Consider the following 16,564-nt stretch of genomic DNA (forward strand, 5'->3'; position numbering starts at 1 on the left):
CGCAGCGGAGGCCGCCTGCGTTCCGCTGTGACGATGCCGCAGCCCGCCGTGGTTCCGGTCTGGAACCAAGTGTCTTCGTCGTCGTTGTCGCTCTGCATTGCAGGCGCTTGAGATGGAGAATGGTAATGAGCCGGGAGCAGACCGTTCGCGACGTGGCCTATGCGATATGGGAAGCCGAGGGCAAGCCGCAGGGGCGCGACGCCGCGCATTGGCAGCAGGCCGAAGCCCGCGTCGCTGCAAGCCTGGCGGGCGGCAAGACGACAGGCAGCAAGAAAGCGGCTGCCAAAAAGGCAGACGGCAAGGCGACCGAGACGGTTGAGGCCAAGGCCAAGCCGCCCGCCAAGGGCCGGCCGGTGCCTGGCGCCAAGGATGTGCCGGCTGCCAAGCCTCCGGCGAAGGCTGCTGCCACCAAGGCGGCTCCGAAGAAAAAGGCCTGATACTGGCACCGATCGCCGCGACGTCATTGCGAGCGCAGCGAAGCAATCCAGTGGACGTAGCGCTCTACGATTCTGGATTGCTTCGCTGCGCTCGTAATGACGTGAGAGGATCGTGACGGCCGGTTGGACGTTGCTCGGCCTCAAGCCGATAGGGACCGGGCATAGACATCGGCATAGCGATGTGTCGGCCGGCTCCAGTCGAAGCGCTTGGCCATCGCATGCTCGCGCATCTGCCGGAACGCGACCTTGGAGCGGAAGGCGTCGAGCGCACGTGTCACGGCGGACGCCAGGCCAGCCCCCGTCAGCGACGAGAACAGGAAGCCCGACCGCCCGTCCTCGATGGTGTCGACGAGGCCGCCGGTGCGATAGGCGATCGGCAGCGCGCCGAAGCGCTGGGCGTACATCTGGCTCAGGCCGCAGGGCTCGAAGCGCGAGGGCATCAGCAGGAAATCGCTGGCCGCGAAGATGCGGCGCGCCTCTGCGTCGTCGAAGCCGATGCGCGCGGCGACCGCCCTGGGATGCTGGCGGGCGAGCCGCTCGATCGCATCCTCGAGACGCGGCTCGCCGCGCCCGGTGACCACGAGCTGGCCGCCATTGGCGACGATCGTCTCTGCTGCCTCGATCGAGAGGTCGATGCCCTTCTGATGCACGAGCCGCGAGATGATCGAGAACAGCGGCCCGCGCGAGGGTGGCAGTTCGAAGGTCTTGCGGATGTCGGTCGCGCTCTGGCGCTTCCACTGACGCACGCGCTGGGCGGCCGTGTTCAGTGCGCCGGCCGGCGAGGTCCAGCTGTCGTCGATGCCGTTGACGATACCGGTCAGGCGGCCCTCGTCCATGCGGGTCTTGAGCAGGCCGTCGAGCCCGCAGCCATGCTCGGGCGTCGTGATCTCGCGGGCATAGGTCTCGCTCACCGTGGTGACATGCGAGCTGTAGTAAATGCCGCTCTTCAGGAACGAGATCTTGCCGTGGAACTCGGCGCCGTTGACCGAGAAGGCGAGGTCGGGAATGCCGAGCGCGCTCATGCGCGAAGGCTGGTAGAGCCCCTGATAGGCGAGGTTGTGGATCGTCAGGATCGAGGGCGTGCTGAGGCCTTTCCAGCGCAGATAGCCCGGCGCCAGCGCGGACGGCCAATCATTGACGTGGATGATGTCGGGCTTCCAGTTCGGATCGGCCTCGCCCGCGGCGATTTCGGCAGCCGCGAGCGAGAGCCTGGCGAAGCGGATGTCGTTGTCGCTGAAGTCGCCGCCGGCGAAGGGGCCGTAGGGCGAGCCCTCGCGGTCGTAGAGCTCGTCGCAGAGCACGGCATAAATCGTCAGCCCGTCAGCGGTGCTGAAGCGCCCGAGCGACCAGGGCGGCAGGCTCGCCGTACGCGGCATCTCGCGCACGATGTCCATGGCGGGCTTGGCGGCGCGGACCTGGCGGAAACCGGGGAGCAGGACGCGGACGTCGCAAAGTGCGCGCAGCTGGCGCGGCAACGCGGTCGAGACCTCGCCGAGGCCGCCGGCCTTGATGAACTCGCCCATTTCTGAGGTGACGAAGAGGAGCTTGGTGGTGTCTGCAAGCTTGGTCAGGACGTCGGCTGCGCCGTCCTTGACTGCTGCTGCGTAGGTCAATGCGTGGCCGGATGTCGAAGGGGTGGTGTCGGTTCCCGTGTCCTTCGATGTCTCGGCCATCGGCGAACTCCCCCATTTGCGCAACCACAACACCGCACCGCGGTTAAGGTTCCATGCTGCGCTGCGAAACAATTGATGCAATTTGGAGGCCGTCGGCAGGAACCCCGGGGACCCTCCTCACGTTGCACGATCTGCGGCAGGTCGTGGCATCATTTTTGACGGAGGAGTGGTTTCGCACGGTGCGGGCCCGTTCGGTCAGCCTGAACCGTGCGAGGACGTTCATGGCTGACGGAAACGGGATGCGCTTCGAGGTCAAAGCCGGGCAGGGGACGGAACTTGGCGCCGTTCATGACGGCGAAGGCACGAATTTCGCGATCTTCTCCGCCCATGCCGACAGGATCGAACTCTGCCTCTACGACGAGAGCGGCGAGATCGAGACGGCGCGCATCGTCCTGCCCGAATATACCGACGAGGTCTGGCACGGCTATCTGCCGGGCGTGAAGCCCGGGCAGCGCTACGGCTATCGCGTCCATGGACGCTTCGCGCCGGAAGAGGGGCATCGCTTCAACCCCAACAAGCTGCTGCTCGACCCCTATGCCAGGGAGTATTCCGGCGCGGTCGACTGGAACGATGCCCATTACGGCTATGACGTCGGGGCCGAGAGCGACAAGGATTTGACGTTCAGCGAACTCGACAGCGCGCCCTTCACGCCAAAATGCGTCGTCTGCGACTGGAAAGCCGATACGCACGCGCCCGGCAAACCGAGCGTGCCCTGGGATCGCACGATCTTCTACGAGACCCATGTGCGCGGCTTCACCAAGCTGCACCCGGCGGTGCCGGACGAGATGCGCGGCACCTTCGACGGGCTCGGCGAGAAGGCCGTGATCGACTACATCAAGAGCCTCGGCGTGACCTCGGTCGAGCTCTTGCCCGTGCATGCCTATCTCGACGACCATCACCTCGCGTCCAGGGGCCTGCGCAACTACTGGGGCTACAACACCATCGGTTTCTTCGCGCCGATGCAGCGTTACGAGGGCAAAGCGGGGCTGCAATCCTTCCGCGACATGGTCCGCAAGTTCCACGACGCTGGGCTCGAGGTCATCCTCGACGTGGTCTACAATCACACCGCCGAGGGCAACGAGATGGGGCCGACGCTCTCCTTCAAGGGCATCGACAACTTCGCCTATTACCGGACGATGCCGGACGATCCGCGCTTCTACATCAACGACACCGGCACCGGGAACACGGTCAATACCAGCCATCCGCGCGTGCTGCAGATGATCCTGGACTCACTGCGCTACTGGGTCGAGGTGATGGAGGTCGACGGCTTCCGCTTCGATCTCGGCACGATCCTGGGCCGCGAGCCGCATGGCTTCGACCAGCGCGGCGGCTTCTTCGACGCGGTGGGGCAGGACCCGGTGCTGCGCAAGGTGAAGCTCGTCGGCGAGCCCTGGGATATCGGCCCGGGCGGCTACCAAGTCGGCGGCTTTCCGCCGGGCTGGGGCGAGTGGAACGACAAATACCGTGACACCACCCGCGCCTACTGGAAGGGCGAGCAAGGCATCATCCGCGACCTCGCCGCGCGCATGACCGGATCGGGCGACATCTACGATCTGCGCGGGCGGCGGCCCTGGGCCGGCGTCAACTTCATCACCGCCCATGACGGCTTCACGCTGAACGATCTGGTTTCCTACAACGAGAAGCACAACGAGGCGAATGGCGAGGACAACAAGGACGGCCACGGTCACAACCTGTCGTTCAATTTCGGCGCCGAAGGCCCGACTGAGGACGCCGGCATCATCGCCGCCCGCGAGCGCCAGAAGCGCAATCTGCTGGCGACACTGCTGCTCTCGCACGGCACGCCGATGATCCTGGCCGGCGACGAGCACGGCCATTCCAACCACGGCAACAACAACGTCTATTGCCAGGACAGCGAGATCGCCTGGATGCGCTGGGAGGAACTAACCGATCGCGACCGGGCGCTGACCGGTTTCGTCCAGCGCGTGACGAAGCTGCGGGCCGACCACCCGATCTTCCGGCGCGCCTCCTTCCGCGACGGCTGCCTGCTGCGCTGGGTCAATCCGGCCGGCGGCGACCAGCAGGAGGAGCATTGGGACGACGAGGGCGTGCTGGCGATCGGCCTCCTGATGCATATGCCCGATGTCGATCAGGGCGGCGACGAAGCCCTGATTCTTTTCAATGCCTTCGATGGCGACGTTGTCTTCAAGCTTCCGCCGCGGGTGAAGGCCGGATCATGGTCGGTCGTACTGGATACAGAAACGGGCCCGGCCTCTGATGAGGGGCGCAAGGGGCTGAAGGCGGATACGGAGCTGACGCTGTCGCCAAGGTCGCTGATCGTTTTGATGTGAGGGGCACGGCTGTCATTCCGGGGCATGCCGAAGGCATGAACTCGGAACCCACGACTGGGCTGGTCCGGTTCGCGGCAGCTTTCACCCAGTCGTATTCCACCCAGTCGTGGGTTCCGGGTTCTTCGCTACGCGAAGCCCCGGAATGACAGCGATGGTCAGCCCTGACGCCAAAGCCCGACGCCACGGGCGGGCAACTCGCCGGTGAGGTCGGCCGCTGCCGGAAACAACTGCTCCCAGCCATCGCCGGGCAGCGTCAGTGACGCCGCCTGTCGCGATCGGTTGAGCGCGATGAGCAGTCTCTCGCCGTCCCCATTCAACTCCAGACACAATGCATCGAGCCCGGCCCATTCATGTTCTGCGATGGCCGTGCCGTCCGGCTTGAGCCAGCGCGCGTCGGGCGGGGTTCCCCTGCCGGTCAGGAAGGTCTCCGCTGAGAGCAGCGGATGGGCGCGACGTAGCGCCGAGAGTTCGGCGACGAAGCTCGCGAGATCGTCGTCGGCGCCCTGCCAATCCAGCCAGAACGCCTCGTTGTCCTGGCAATAGGCGTTGTTGTTGCCATGCTGCGTGCGGCCGAATTCGTCGCCGGCGGTGAGCATAGGGTTTCCCCGAGACAGAAACAGCGTCGCCAGCATGGCGCGGAGGTCGCGGCTGCGGGCTTCGACGACAGCCGGGTCGCGGCTCTCGCCTTCCGCGCCGTTGTTCCAGCTATGGCTGTCATTGTCGCCATCGCGGTTGCCCTCGCCATTGGCTTCGTTGTGCTTGCCGGCATAGGAGACGAGATCCGCCAGCGTGAAGCCGTCATGGGCGGCGATGAAGTTGATGCTCGTCTGAGGACCGCGATGGCGGCCGGCGAAGAGATCGGCGGAGCCGGCGAGCCGGGTCGCCAATACGCCGGCCGCGCCGGCATCGCCACGCCAGAAGCGGCGGAGGTCGTCGCGGTAGCGGCCGTTCCATTCGGCGAAGGGCGCCGGAAACTCGCCGAGGCGGTAGCCGCCCGGCCCGATGTCCCAGGGCTCGGCGATCAGGATCGTCCGCGACAGGTCAGGGTCCTGCAGGATGGCGGCGAAGAGGGGGGCATCCTGCGAATAGCCGGTGTCGGAGCGGCCCATCACCGTGCCGAGATCGAAGCGGAAGCCTGAGACGCCGAGGCTGCGCCAGTGCCGCATGGCATCCATCGCCATGCGCACCACGGGTGCGCGGTCGAGCGCCAGCGTGTGGCCGCAGCCGGTGTCGTTGATCAGGCGGCCGGGATCGTCGGTCGCATGGCGGTAATAGACCGCGTTGTCGAGCCCGCGCAGGCTGATGGTGGCGCCGTGCTCGTCGCTCTCGGCGGTATGGTTCAGCACGATGTCGAGAATGATACCGATGCTGGCTTCCGCGTAGGTCGCGCAGAGCCGGCTCAGGTCGTCCGCGCCGCCCGGTGCGAGGCGTGGATCGAGCGCGAAGAAGTTGACCGGGTTGTAGCCCCAGGCATTGGCGAGGCCGAGCGGCGGCAGATGGCGCTCATCCATCCAGGCCGCGACCGGCATCAGCTCGACATGGCTGACTCCGAGCTTGCGGATATGGTCCAGCACGGCGGGCGCGCAGAGTGCCGCAAGCGTTCCGCGCAGGCGTTCGGGCACCGCCGGATGGCGCATCGAGAAGGACTTCGCAGCGAGTTCGTAGATGAAAGCTGGCGTTCGACTCCATGAGCCCTCATCCTGAGGAGCCATTCCCTCAGGAATGGCGTCTCGAAGGGTGCTCGCCGAGGCACCTGAACCATCTGGATCATCCTTCGAGACGCCGCTTCGCGGCTCCTCAGGATGAGGGCTGAGAGGAGTGACGTGCTTGAGAGCTGAAGCTGCGCTCACGATGCAGCGCGGCACCAGATCCGCAGTGTCCACTCCTCGCTCTGCCATCCGCGCATCCCAGCGGAAAGGGCGATCGACCAGCGTCGCATAGGGGTCGATCAGCAGCTTCGTTGCGTCGAAGCGGTGGCCTCGCTCAGGTTGCCAGGGGCCTTCGACGCGCAGGCCATAGCGCAGGCCGGCCACAGCGCCAGGAAGCAGGCCGTGGTGGATGTCGCCTGTTCTGCAGGGCAGGGCCATGCGCGCGGTCTCGCGCTCGCCGGTCTCGTCGAACAGGCAGAGATGGACGGTCTCGCCGTTGCGCGAGAATACTGCGAAGGTGATGCCATCCTCGCCAACAGTCGCGCCCATGCGGGCCGGCAGCGGGCATGGCAAGAGCCGCGGCACTGCCAAGGTCGTTCAGGCCTTCGCGTCGCGCGTCGGGATGTTCCAGATGCGCTGCGCATACTCGCCGATGGCGCGGTCGGCGCTGAACCAGCCGCAATGGGCGGTGTTGGTCACCGACATGCGCCACCATTTGTCCTGGTCGGCCCAGAGGCCGTCGATCCGGCGCTGGGCCTGGCGGTAGCTCTCGAAATCATTGAGCACCATGAACCAGTCATTGGCCCGCAAGCTGTTGACGAGCCCGAGATAGCGGTCGCGCTCGCGCGGCGAATAGGCGCCGCTTGCGACCGCATCGAGTACGCCTTCGAGATGCGGTGTCGCGGCGATGACTTCTTCCGTCGGGCGTGGGTTGCGCTTGGCGGCCTCGACCTCCTCGGCCGTCATGCCGAAGATCACGATATTGTCCTCGCCGACGCGCTCGCCGATCTCGATATTGGCGCCGTCGAGCGTGCCGATGGTGATCGCGCCATTCAGTGCGAACTTCATGTTGCCGGTGCCCGACGCCTCCATGCCGGCAGTCGAGATCTGCTCCGAGACGTCGGCGGCCGGGATGATGAGCTCGGCGGCGCTGACATTGTAGTTCGGCAGGAACACCACTTTCAGCCGGTCGCGGGTGGTGATGTCGTTGTTCACGACGACCGCGACGTCGTTGATCAGGTTGATGATCGCTTTCGCGGTGCCGTAGTTCGAGGCCGCCTTGCCGGCGAAGATCTTCACGCGCGGGGCCCAGTCGCGATAGGGCTCGGAGCGGATCGCGTCATAGAGGGCGATCGTCTCCAGGATGTTGAGCAGTTGCCGCTTGTATTCGTGGATGCGCTTGATCTGGACGTCGAACAGGGCGTCGGGGTCGACGGTGATGCCGGTGTCCTGCCGGATGATCTTGGCCAGCTTGAGCTTGTTCTCGCGGCGGATCGCGGCGAGCCGCCCATGCAGGGCGCTGTCGCCGGTATGGGCGGCGAGTCGGCTGATCTGCCCGATGTGATCGGTCAGATCGTCGCCACAGACCTCCTGCAACAGCTTTGTGAGGCCGGGATTGGCGCCGAACAGCCAGCGCCGCGGCGTGATGCCGTTGGTGACGTTGGTGATGCGGCCGGGGAAGACCGCATGCAGCGGGGCGAAGACGGTCTGCTCCATCAGCTTGGAATGCAGCGCCGAGACGCCGTTGACCGTATGCGAGCCGACGAAGGCGAGATGGGCCATGCGGACGCGCCGGCCATGAGATTCGTCGATCAGCGAGATCTGCGCGAGATCGACGGTGTCGCCGCCGCTTGAGCGCCTGACCTCTTCGAGGAAGCGGGCATTGATGCCGAAGATGATCTGCATATGGCGCGGCAGCAGCCGCTCCATCAGCGCGACCGGCCAGGTCTCGAGCGCCTCCGGCAGGAGCGTGTGGTTGGTGTAGGAGACCGTGGCGTTCGTGATCGTCCACGCCTCTTCCCAGGCGAGACCGTGCTGGTCGATCAGGAGCCGCATCAGCTCGGCGACGGCCAGCGAGGGATGCGTGTCGTTGAGCTGGATCGCAACCTTGTCGGCGAGGTTGTCGAGCTTGCCGAACTGCCGGTAATGCCGCCGCACCAAATCCTGCAACGAGGCGGAGGTGAAGAAGAACTCCTGCCGCAGCCGGAGTTCCTGGCCCGTCGGCGTCGAATCGTTCGGGTACAGAACCTTGGAGATGGCCTCGGCGCGGTTGCGCTCGGCAACGGCGCCGACGAGGTCGCCCTGGTTGAAGGCGTCGAGCGAGAGCGGGTGCATGGCGCGCGCGCGCCAGAGCCGCAGCGTCGTCGCGTCGCGGCCCCGCCAGCCGATGATCGGCGTGTCGTAGGCCACGGCGAAGACCGTCTCCTCCGGCTCCCAGAAGACCTCGCCAGGCTTGGCTGTCGCGGTCACCGCGCCGCCGAAGCCGATCTTGTAGGAGGCCTCGCGACGCTCGAACTCCCAGGGGTTGCGGAAAGAGAGCCAGTCTTCGGGCACCTCGATCTGCTTGCCACCGTCGATGCGCTGCTTGAACAGGCCGTGATCGTAGCGGATGCCGTAGCCCAGCGCCGGAACGCCGGTCGAGGCCATCGCCTCCAGATAGCACGCGGCGAGCCGGCCGAGGCCGCCATTGCCGAGCGCAGCATCGGGCTCGATCGTCTCGATTTCGGAGAGATCGACGCCGAGCTCGCGCATCGCCTGCGCCATCGGGCCAGTGAGGCCGAGATTGCTGAGGGCATCAGCGAGCGAGCGGCCGATCAAGAATTCGAGCGAGAGGTAATAAACCCGCTTGCGGCCGGTCTGATAGCTGTCGCGCGTCGAGCGCTGCCAGACGTCGATGATATGGTCGCGCGCGGCGAGAATGCCGGCGGTCAGCCAGTCATGCGGCTGGGCGACCGAGGGGTTCTTGCCGAGCGAATAGGTCAGCTTCCTGACGATCTCGGCCTTGAGAAGCTCGACCTGATCATCCGGCTCGAAATGGACACCGGCCTGGGTTCCTGAAGCTGTCTCGGTCAAGCGGCAAAATCCCGGCTGTTTCGCTGACGCGGAGTGTCGAGGCAACGCCTTGGCAAGTCCAGACGAAATTGCCGCAATGCGGCAATGCGCTGGATTTCGGCTGCGACGTCGAGCGCGAGGCTCGCGCCAGCAGGGCTTTACTGCTTGACCGTCCCGGTTTCCTCGCGGGCGTTCTGCCCGAGCTGCTTGGCGCCGGTCACGGCGGAATCGGTGAATCCGACGACGCTGGTCCAGACGTTGCGGGTGTAGAGGCCTTGATGGACGATGGCGTCATAGCCGATCGCGATCACCGCGAGCACCAGCAGAATGCGAAACATGATTCCCTCCATCCGTATCGGTTGGGAACGCCGGCCGTCACGGGAATGTTCCGCACCGGCTGACGGTCCCGGCAATCACCAGGCCGGTCGGTTGACCTGCATGCTGTGCCAGTGTCCCTTCCGGCGGAAGCACGCGAGGGCATCATGTTCGAGGATCTGAAAGGCAAGCGCGTGTTGGTCACCGGCGCGTCTTCGGGGCTGGGTGCGCATTTCGTCCGGCTGCTGGCGGGCCATGGCGCGCATGTCGCGGCTGCCGCGCGGCGATACGATCGGCTGGTGGCGCTGGCCGAGGACTGCTCCGCGCTGCCGGGCAAGGTCACGCCGGTGGTGCTCGATGTCGCCTCGGTCGACGCGATCGGCGCCGGCCTGGAGGAGGCGCGGGCTGCACTCGGAGGGCTCGACGTGCTGGTCAACAATGCCGGCGTTGTCGAGACGGTGCGTGCGCTCGATCTCGACGAGGCGCAATGGGACGCCCATCTCGACGTCAATCTGAAGGGCTGCTTCTTCGCGGCGCAAGGCGCGGCGCGGATCATGAGCCAGCAGGAGGGGGGCGGGACGATCGTCAACATCGCCTCGATCCTGGGCGAACGGGTCGCTGCCTCGGTCGCGCCCTATGCCGTCGCCAAGGCCGGGCTGATCCAGATGACCAAGGCGTTGGCGCTGGAATGGGCGCGGCACAAGGTCCGGGTCAACGCGCTGGCGCCCGGCTATGTCATCACCGACCTCAACCGCGACTTCTTCGCCACCGACGCCGGCAAGGCGCTGATCGCGCGCATCCCGATGCGGCGGCCGGCCGATCTGACCGATCTCGACGGGCCGTTCCTGCTGCTCTGCGCCGACGCCTCGCGCTTCATGAGCGGGGCGGTGGTGGCGGTGGATGGCGGGCATCTGGTCAGCGGGTTGTAGGAAGAGCGCGGGGAACCCTCTCCCGTAGGGAGAGGGCAGGGTGAGGGGTCGGCCGTTTGACGCTGTAGCCGCAACCTCACCGCAGCCGCGGTGAGGTCCTTGCCTCCCTGGTCCAGGGGTCCACACCTCACCCCTGCCCCTCTCCTTACAGGAGAGGGGTTCCACGCGGCGGGGTTACCGCATGATCTCCTTCAGCCGCAGCAGCGAGATTGTCTCGACCTGCCCCAGGGCGGTTTCGAACTCGACCTCCGGCGTGCTCTTGAGGCGCGTCTCGAAAGCCTCGAGGATCGCCTCCTTGGTGGCGCCGGCCACCGCCATGATGAAGGGGATACCGAAGCGAGCCTTGTAGGCCTCGTTCAGTGCAGTGAAGCGGACGCGCTCGTCCGATGTCAGGCGGTCGAGCCCGGCCGAGGCCTGCTCGCCAACCGATTCCTCCGTCATCTCGCCCGCCGCCGCGAGCTTGCCGGCGAGATCGGGGTGGCCGAGCAGCAGGGCCTGCAGGCGCTCGCGCGTGTTGGCGCGCATGACCTTAACCATGGCGGCGTGAAGCGTCGCGGCATCGTCATGGGCGGCGGTGAGCCCGGCATCATAGGTCGCTTCCGCGACCCAGGGCGCGTTCTCCCAGATCCGGCCGAAGACCTCGACGAAGAGGCCCTTGGGCACGGCCGAGGGGCGGTAACCGCCCGCCGGGGGATGATGCCTGATCCAGTGGCGGGCGATATCGAGCCGGGTCGCGACCCAGACATTCTCATGTGCCTGGACATGGTCGAGAAAGCGCGCCAGCGCCGCCGCCCGGCCCGGGCGCCCGACGAGGCGGCAATGCAGGCCGATCGACATCATCTTGGGTGCGGTCTCGCCTTCGGCATAGAGCATGTCAAACGAGTCCCGCAGATAGGCGAAGAACTGGTCGCCGCTGTTGAAGCCCTGCGGCGTGGCGAAGCGCATGTCGTTGGCGTCAAGCGTGTAGGGGACGCTGAGCTGCGGGCCTTTCGGCCCGGCGAGCCAATAGGGCAGTTCGTCGGCATAGCAGTCGGCGCTGTAGAGGAAGCCGCCTTCTGCCATCATCAGCGGCGTGGTGCGCTCGGAGCTGCGGCCCTGGTAGAAGCCGAGCGGACGCTCGCCGGTCAATTCGTGCTGGATGCGGACGGCTTCGGCGATGTCGGCGGCCTCGCGTTCGGCGGGCACGTCGCGATAGTCGATCCATTTCAGGCCGTGACTGGCGATCTCCCAGCCGGCCTCCTGCATCGAGGCGGCGATCTCGGGATAGCGCTGCAGCGCGCTCGCCACCGCGAAGACGGTGACCGGCATCTTGCGCTCAGTGAACATCCGCCACAGGCGCCAGTAGCCGGCGCGCGAGCCGTATTCGTAGATCGACTCCATGTTCATGTGGCGCTGGCCGGGCCAGGGCGCGGCACCGACGATCTCGGAGAGGAAGGCTTCCGAGGCGGCGTCGCCATGCAGGATATTGTTCTCGCCGCCCTCCTCGTAATTGATCACGAACTGGACGGCGATGCGGGCCTTAGCCGGCCAATGCGGGTGGGGTGGATTGCGGCCATAGCCGGCGAGGTCGCGGGGATAGGTCGTGTCGGTCATGGCGTGCGGCGCTCGCAGATTGATGCAGGCAGGAGTGGTCAGCAACTGAAAGGCAAGGCGTCTTCCGTCATTGCGAGCGGAGCGAAGCAATGACGGGAGGGATCAACTCCCGCGATAGGTCGTGTAGCCATAGGGCGAGCAGTTGAGCGGGATATGGTAGTGCCGGGCCGTGTCCGAGATGCCGAAGCGCACCGTGACGACGTCGAGGAAGGCGGGCTCCGGCAGCTCGACGCCGCGTGCGCGGAAATACGGGCCGATGGCGAAGTCGATCTCGTAGATGCCGGGTTTTGTCGCCTCCGGGAGCAGCAGCGGTGCGTCGGTGCGCCCGTCGGCGTTGGTCACGGTCTCGACCAGCGTCTCACCGATGCCATCGACGATGCGCCGCAGCGTAATCGTGACGCCGCCGGCCGGCACGCCGCCATGGGTGTCGAGGATATGTGTCGAGAGACCCGCCATGTCGGTCCTTTTCATCGTCGCGGAACGGAGCTTGCCTGTTCCGTGACGCCAACCGTAATTTGGCCGGCGGCGAAGTCTACCGGCAGGATTGCCTTGCAAACTTGCGACCAAGTCCAACCGCCGTCGTCCCTGCTCGACCGGAGCCCGCGATGCTCGACGCCTATCTGATGGAATGGGGCGGCATGCTGCTGCGCTGGCTGCATGTGATCACGGCGATCGCCTGGATCGGCTCGTCCTTCTTCTTCATCCACCTCGATGCGAGCCTGCGGCCCGCCACCGACATTTCGAGGGGCGAGGGCGGAGCTCCCAGCCAGTATCTTGCCTGGCAGGTCCATGGCGGCGGCTTCTACGAGATGCGGAAATATCTGGTCGCGCCCGCGGTGATGCCGGCCGAGCTGACCTGGCACAAATGGCAGGCCTACTGGACCTGGATCTCCGGCTTCTTCCTGCTGGTCTGGGTCTATTATGCGCAATCGGAGCTTTATCTGATCGATCCCGCCGTGATGGCGCTGTCGCCGCTGGCGGCGGGCGCGATCGGCATCGCGGCGCTGGTTCTCGGCTGGCTGTTCTATGACTGGCTCTGCCGCTCGCCGCTGGCCAAGAACGACGTCGTGCTGGGTCTGCTCGGCTTTTCCTATGTCGTGGCGGCGAGCTGGGCCTTTGCCTCGGTGTTTTCTGGGCGCGGCGCGCTGATCCATACCGGCGCGCTGATGGCGACGATCATGACCGCCAATGTCTTCTTCAACATCATGCCGGGGCAGCGGAAGGTCATCGCGGCGCTGACGGCGGGCGAAAAGCCTGACCCGAAATACGGTAAATCCGCCAAACAGCGGTCGATGCACAACAACTACATCACCCTGCCGGTGCTGTTCCTGATGCTGTCGAACCACTATCCGGTCACCTATGCCAATTCGGCGGTGATCCCGGCGCTGGTGGCGCTGATCATCGTGGCGGGCGCGCTGATCCGGCACTTCTTCAATGTCCGCCATGCCGATCACGCGAAATCGCCGTGGTGGACCTGGGCGGTCGCGATCGTGGCGCTGTGGCTCGCCTTCTGGGTCGCAATGGCCTCTTCGCCGGGCGGTCGCGAGCGGCTGGGGCTGGCGCCATTGCCTGCACCCAAGCCAATCCTGCTCGCGGGGATGAGCCTGCCCCCAGTCGAGGTCTCCAACATCGTCACCGGGCGCTGCGCCATGTGCCATGCGCCCGAGCCGTCCTGGCCCGGCATCCAGATTCCGCCCAAAGGCGTGCTGCTGCACGAGCCGGAGACGATCTCCGCCCATGCCCGCGCGATCCGGGTCCAGGCGGTGATGACGCATGCGATGCCGCCCAACAATCTCTCGGGCATGACGGCAGACGAGCGCCGGGTGCTGGCGGCCTGGCTGGCGCAGGCGCGATAGCCCGCGCCGGTCGACGATCCCCGCAACAAAGCCTTGACGCTGTTTCCTCAAGCGCGGTCCCGTGCGCCGCGTCATTCAGTTTCAGTTCACATGACGCTTGGCATGGTCGCGTCAACGACAGGGTGGAGGCTGCCTCCGACACCGGAGACGTCCATTGGCTGAAGGGGACCGGGGGGTCCGCTTGAACAGGTTTCTGAAGAAGGGCGCCGGCTATCCGCTGGCGGCCGCGGGATTTCTTGTTGTCTGGGCAGTGCTGTGCTGGCCTTGGCTGTCGGGCGCGGTCACCATCCCGTTCGACGCCAAGGCGCATTTCCAGGCGCAGATCCAGTTCCTGGCGCAGGCGCTGCACTCGGGGCAGTCGCCGTTCTGGACGCATAACGTCTTCGGCGGCTCGCCCCAGGTCGCCGATCCGCAGTCGCTGATCTTCTCGCCCGCGATCATCCTTGCGCTGCTCTCGCCCTCACCGAGCTTCCGCGAGGTCGATGCCTATGTGCTGGCGCATCTGCTGGCGGGCGGGCTCGCGCTGATGATGTTTTTCCGCGACCGCAACTGGCATCCGGCCGGCGGCCTGATGGCGGCCGTCGTCTTCGCCTTCGGCGCCTCGGCCGCCTGGCGCGTTCAGCATGTCGGCCAGATCGCCAGCCTCGCCTTCTTCGCCATCGCCTTCTGGCTGACGGCCCGCATGCTCCAGCGCTCCTCGCTGCTGACGGGTGCTTTCGCCGGTTTCGCCGCCGGGCTGATGGTGCTGGAGCCCGACCAGGTCGCGCTGCTCGGCGCCTATATCCTGATCGGCATGGTCGTTGCGCACTGGTTCTCGGGTGGCTGGGCTTCGATGCGCGCCAGCCTGCCGGCGATCGGCGTGGCCAGCGTCGCGGGCGCCGCCACCATCGCCATGCCGCTGCTCTGGACCTGGCTCTTCGCCGAGGCGACGACGCGCCCCGCGATCGATCTGGTGGAAGCCGGCCGCGGCTCGCTGCATCCGGCCTCGCTGTTGACCGCCTTCTTCGGCGATCTCTTCGGCGCGCAGGACCCCAAGGTCGATTTCTGGGGGCCGTATAACAATCCGAACTGGGCTAAGGAACTGTTCCTGTCGCAGAACATGGGGCAGGTCTATTTCGGCGCGCTGCCGCTGCTGTTGATGATCGCGCCCGGCCTGACGCGCGGCTGGCTCTTCGACAGGGCCGTGCGGCCGCTCACGGTGCTGTTCGGCGTCATGGTGCTGTTCGCGCTCGGCCGCTACACGCCGCTCTTCGACCTCGCCTATGACTACCTGCCCGGCGTCAAGGTGTTCAGGCGCCCGGCCGATGCGACCTTCCTCGTCGGGGCGCTCGGCGCGCTCCTGTCCGGCTATGTGCTGCATCGCCTCCTGACCGCCGCGCCTGGCATCTCCTATCGGCGCGATCTCGCTATCGGCGGCGTGTCGGTGCTGGTGCTGGCGGCGCTCGCACTGGTGGTGTCGCGCGGCGAGGGCCATCTCGGCGACGCCTGGAAGCCGGTCGCGCTGGCGCTCGGCTGGTTTGCCGCTGCCGCAGCGATCGTCCTGGTCTTGCAGCGCTGGCGCGGTGCGATCGGTCCCGTCGCCGCCGCCGTGCTCGTGACCGGCGTCGTCGCGGCCGATCTTGGCGTCAATAACGGCCCCAACGAATCCACCGCGCTGTCGCCGCAGCTTTACGACGTGCTGCGCCCCGAGACGCATAACGAGACCATCGCCGTGCTGAAGCGGTTGACGCGGCAGCCCACGGGCTCGCCACGCCGCGACCGGGTCGAACTGCTCGGCATGGGCTTCGAATGGCCCAATGCCGCGATGGTGCATGGCCTCGACCACACGCTCGGCTACAACCCGCTGCGCCTGGCCGATTTTTCGGAAGCGGTCGGCACGCGCGACGGCATCGCCTCGCCCTCCGAGCGCAAGTTCACGCCGCTGTTTCCGTCCTATCGCTGCCGCCTCGCCAATCTGCTGGGGCTGCGATACATCGCCTCGCCGGTGCCGATCGAGCAGGTCGACCACGCGCTGCGCGAGGGCGATCTCAAGCTGATCGCGCGGACGAAAGACGGCTATGTCTACGAGAATCCGCATGCGCTGCCGCGCGTGCAGTTCGTCGGCGGCTGGGAACTGGCCGATTTCGACGGAATGAAGCAGGGAGGCCGCTGGCCGGAGGCGGACCCGGAGCAGGCCGTGCTGCTCGAGGTCGAGCCGCCATTGGCCGTGCCCGAGGGGCCTGCTCTGGTGAAGGCCAATCTGAGGCTGAGCCGCTACGAGAACACCCAGGTCGAGATCGAGGTCACGACCGCAGCCGCGGGTTTCGTCGTGCTGAACGACACCTGGCATCCGTGGTGGCGCGCCGAGGTCGATGGCGTCGAGACCGAGATTCTCAAGGCCAATGTGCTGTTCCGCGCCGTCCAGGTGCCGGCCGGTACGCACAAGGTCCGTTTCAGCTTCAATCCGATCGAGGGCGCCCTGGCCGAATTCCGCGAGCGCGTCAGCCCGGCACCTGTCGAGGAGGATGCGCCGCTGCCGCTGCCGCCGCTGCGCGACGAGCCGCTGATCGCCGGCGCGAGCAGCGATGGCCTGCTGCCCTCCATGCTGGCAGGGCCTTCGCAGGCGACGCGGGATTCGCTGCGTCTCGGCCCGCCGCAGATCAGTGCGATGCGCGACGGGATGTCGTCGGCCCAGGCTCAGTAGCGACCGGAATCGCGTGAAAGGGCGCCGTTAGCGCCCTTTCAACGTCCTTGCGTAGACTGCGCGGCTCAG

At 66.5% G+C, this 16,564-nt stretch carries 11 protein-coding genes; 5 read left to right on the forward strand and 6 right to left on the reverse strand.

The features are described 5' to 3' along the window. Positions 1-125: 125 nt before the first annotated feature. Positions 126-437, forward strand: coding sequence for a DUF2934 domain-containing protein (locus AC1DYU_RS00885; protein WP_476790017.1), 312 nt, complete (start codon positions 126-128; stop codon positions 435-437). Positions 438-577: 140 nt separating this feature from the next. Here AC1DYU_RS00885 and glgA read toward each other — a convergent pair whose 3' ends face one another. Next, the gene (gene glgA, locus AC1DYU_RS00890) at positions 578-2,110 is read right to left on the reverse strand and encodes a glycogen synthase GlgA (RefSeq protein WP_476790018.1); all 1,533 of its coding nucleotides are present in this window, start codon (positions 2,108-2,110) and stop codon (positions 578-580) included. Positions 2,111-2,331: 221 nt separating this feature from the next. Between glgA and glgX (AC1DYU_RS00895) the strand changes: the two genes are divergently transcribed. Then, positions 2,332-4,419 (forward strand): glycogen debranching protein GlgX, encoded by a 2,088-nt coding sequence (gene glgX, locus AC1DYU_RS00895; RefSeq protein ID WP_476790019.1) that lies wholly within the window; start codon positions 2,332-2,334, stop codon positions 4,417-4,419. 155 nt (positions 4,420-4,574) lie between these two features. On the opposite strand, the gene glgX (AC1DYU_RS00900) is transcribed toward glgX (AC1DYU_RS00895), so the two are convergent. The 3 genes from glgX (AC1DYU_RS00900) to AC1DYU_RS00910 form a co-directional block, all read right to left on the reverse strand. Continuing rightward, positions 4,575-6,617 (reverse strand): glycogen debranching protein GlgX, encoded by a 2,043-nt coding sequence (gene glgX, locus AC1DYU_RS00900; RefSeq protein WP_476790020.1) that lies wholly within the window; start codon positions 6,615-6,617, stop codon positions 4,575-4,577. 48 nt (positions 6,618-6,665) lie between these two features. Next, on the reverse strand, positions 6,666-9,140 hold the full coding sequence (locus AC1DYU_RS00905; RefSeq protein WP_476790021.1) for a glycogen/starch/alpha-glucan phosphorylase: 2,475 nt from the start codon (positions 9,138-9,140) through the stop codon (positions 6,666-6,668). A gap of 137 nt (positions 9,141-9,277) precedes the next feature. Beyond that, complete coding sequence (locus tag AC1DYU_RS00910; protein ID WP_158486536.1) at positions 9,278-9,457, reverse strand: hypothetical protein; 180 nt, start codon at positions 9,455-9,457, stop codon at positions 9,278-9,280. Between the two features lie 144 nt (positions 9,458-9,601). Here AC1DYU_RS00910 and AC1DYU_RS00915 point away from each other — a divergent pair, with 144 nt between their 5' ends. Then, positions 9,602-10,363, forward strand: coding sequence for an SDR family NAD(P)-dependent oxidoreductase (locus tag AC1DYU_RS00915; RefSeq protein ID WP_476790022.1), 762 nt, complete (start codon positions 9,602-9,604; stop codon positions 10,361-10,363). A 174-nt stretch (positions 10,364-10,537) separates the two neighbouring features. On the opposite strand, the gene puuE is transcribed toward AC1DYU_RS00915, so the two are convergent. Further along, entirely contained in the window at positions 10,538-11,956 is a 1,419-nt protein-coding gene (gene puuE, locus AC1DYU_RS00920) for an allantoinase PuuE (protein ID WP_476790023.1), read from the reverse strand. Positions 11,957-12,058: 102 nt separating this feature from the next. After that, the gene (gene uraH, locus AC1DYU_RS00925; RefSeq protein ID WP_476790024.1) at positions 12,059-12,412 is read right to left on the reverse strand and encodes a hydroxyisourate hydrolase; all 354 of its coding nucleotides are present in this window, start codon (positions 12,410-12,412) and stop codon (positions 12,059-12,061) included. Positions 12,413-12,561: 149 nt separating this feature from the next. On the opposite strand from uraH, the gene AC1DYU_RS00930 reads away from it, so the two are divergent. Both AC1DYU_RS00930 and AC1DYU_RS00935 read left to right on the forward strand, forming a co-directional pair. Further along, the gene (locus AC1DYU_RS00930; protein WP_476790025.1) at positions 12,562-13,812 is read left to right on the forward strand and encodes a urate hydroxylase PuuD; all 1,251 of its coding nucleotides are present in this window, start codon (positions 12,562-12,564) and stop codon (positions 13,810-13,812) included. 181 nt (positions 13,813-13,993) lie between these two features. Beyond that, the gene (locus tag AC1DYU_RS00935) at positions 13,994-16,495 is read left to right on the forward strand and encodes a hypothetical protein (RefSeq protein ID WP_476790026.1); all 2,502 of its coding nucleotides are present in this window, start codon (positions 13,994-13,996) and stop codon (positions 16,493-16,495) included. Positions 16,496-16,564 lie beyond the last annotated feature (69 nt).

The organism is Allobosea sp. P2_B12 (assembly GCF_056404835.1).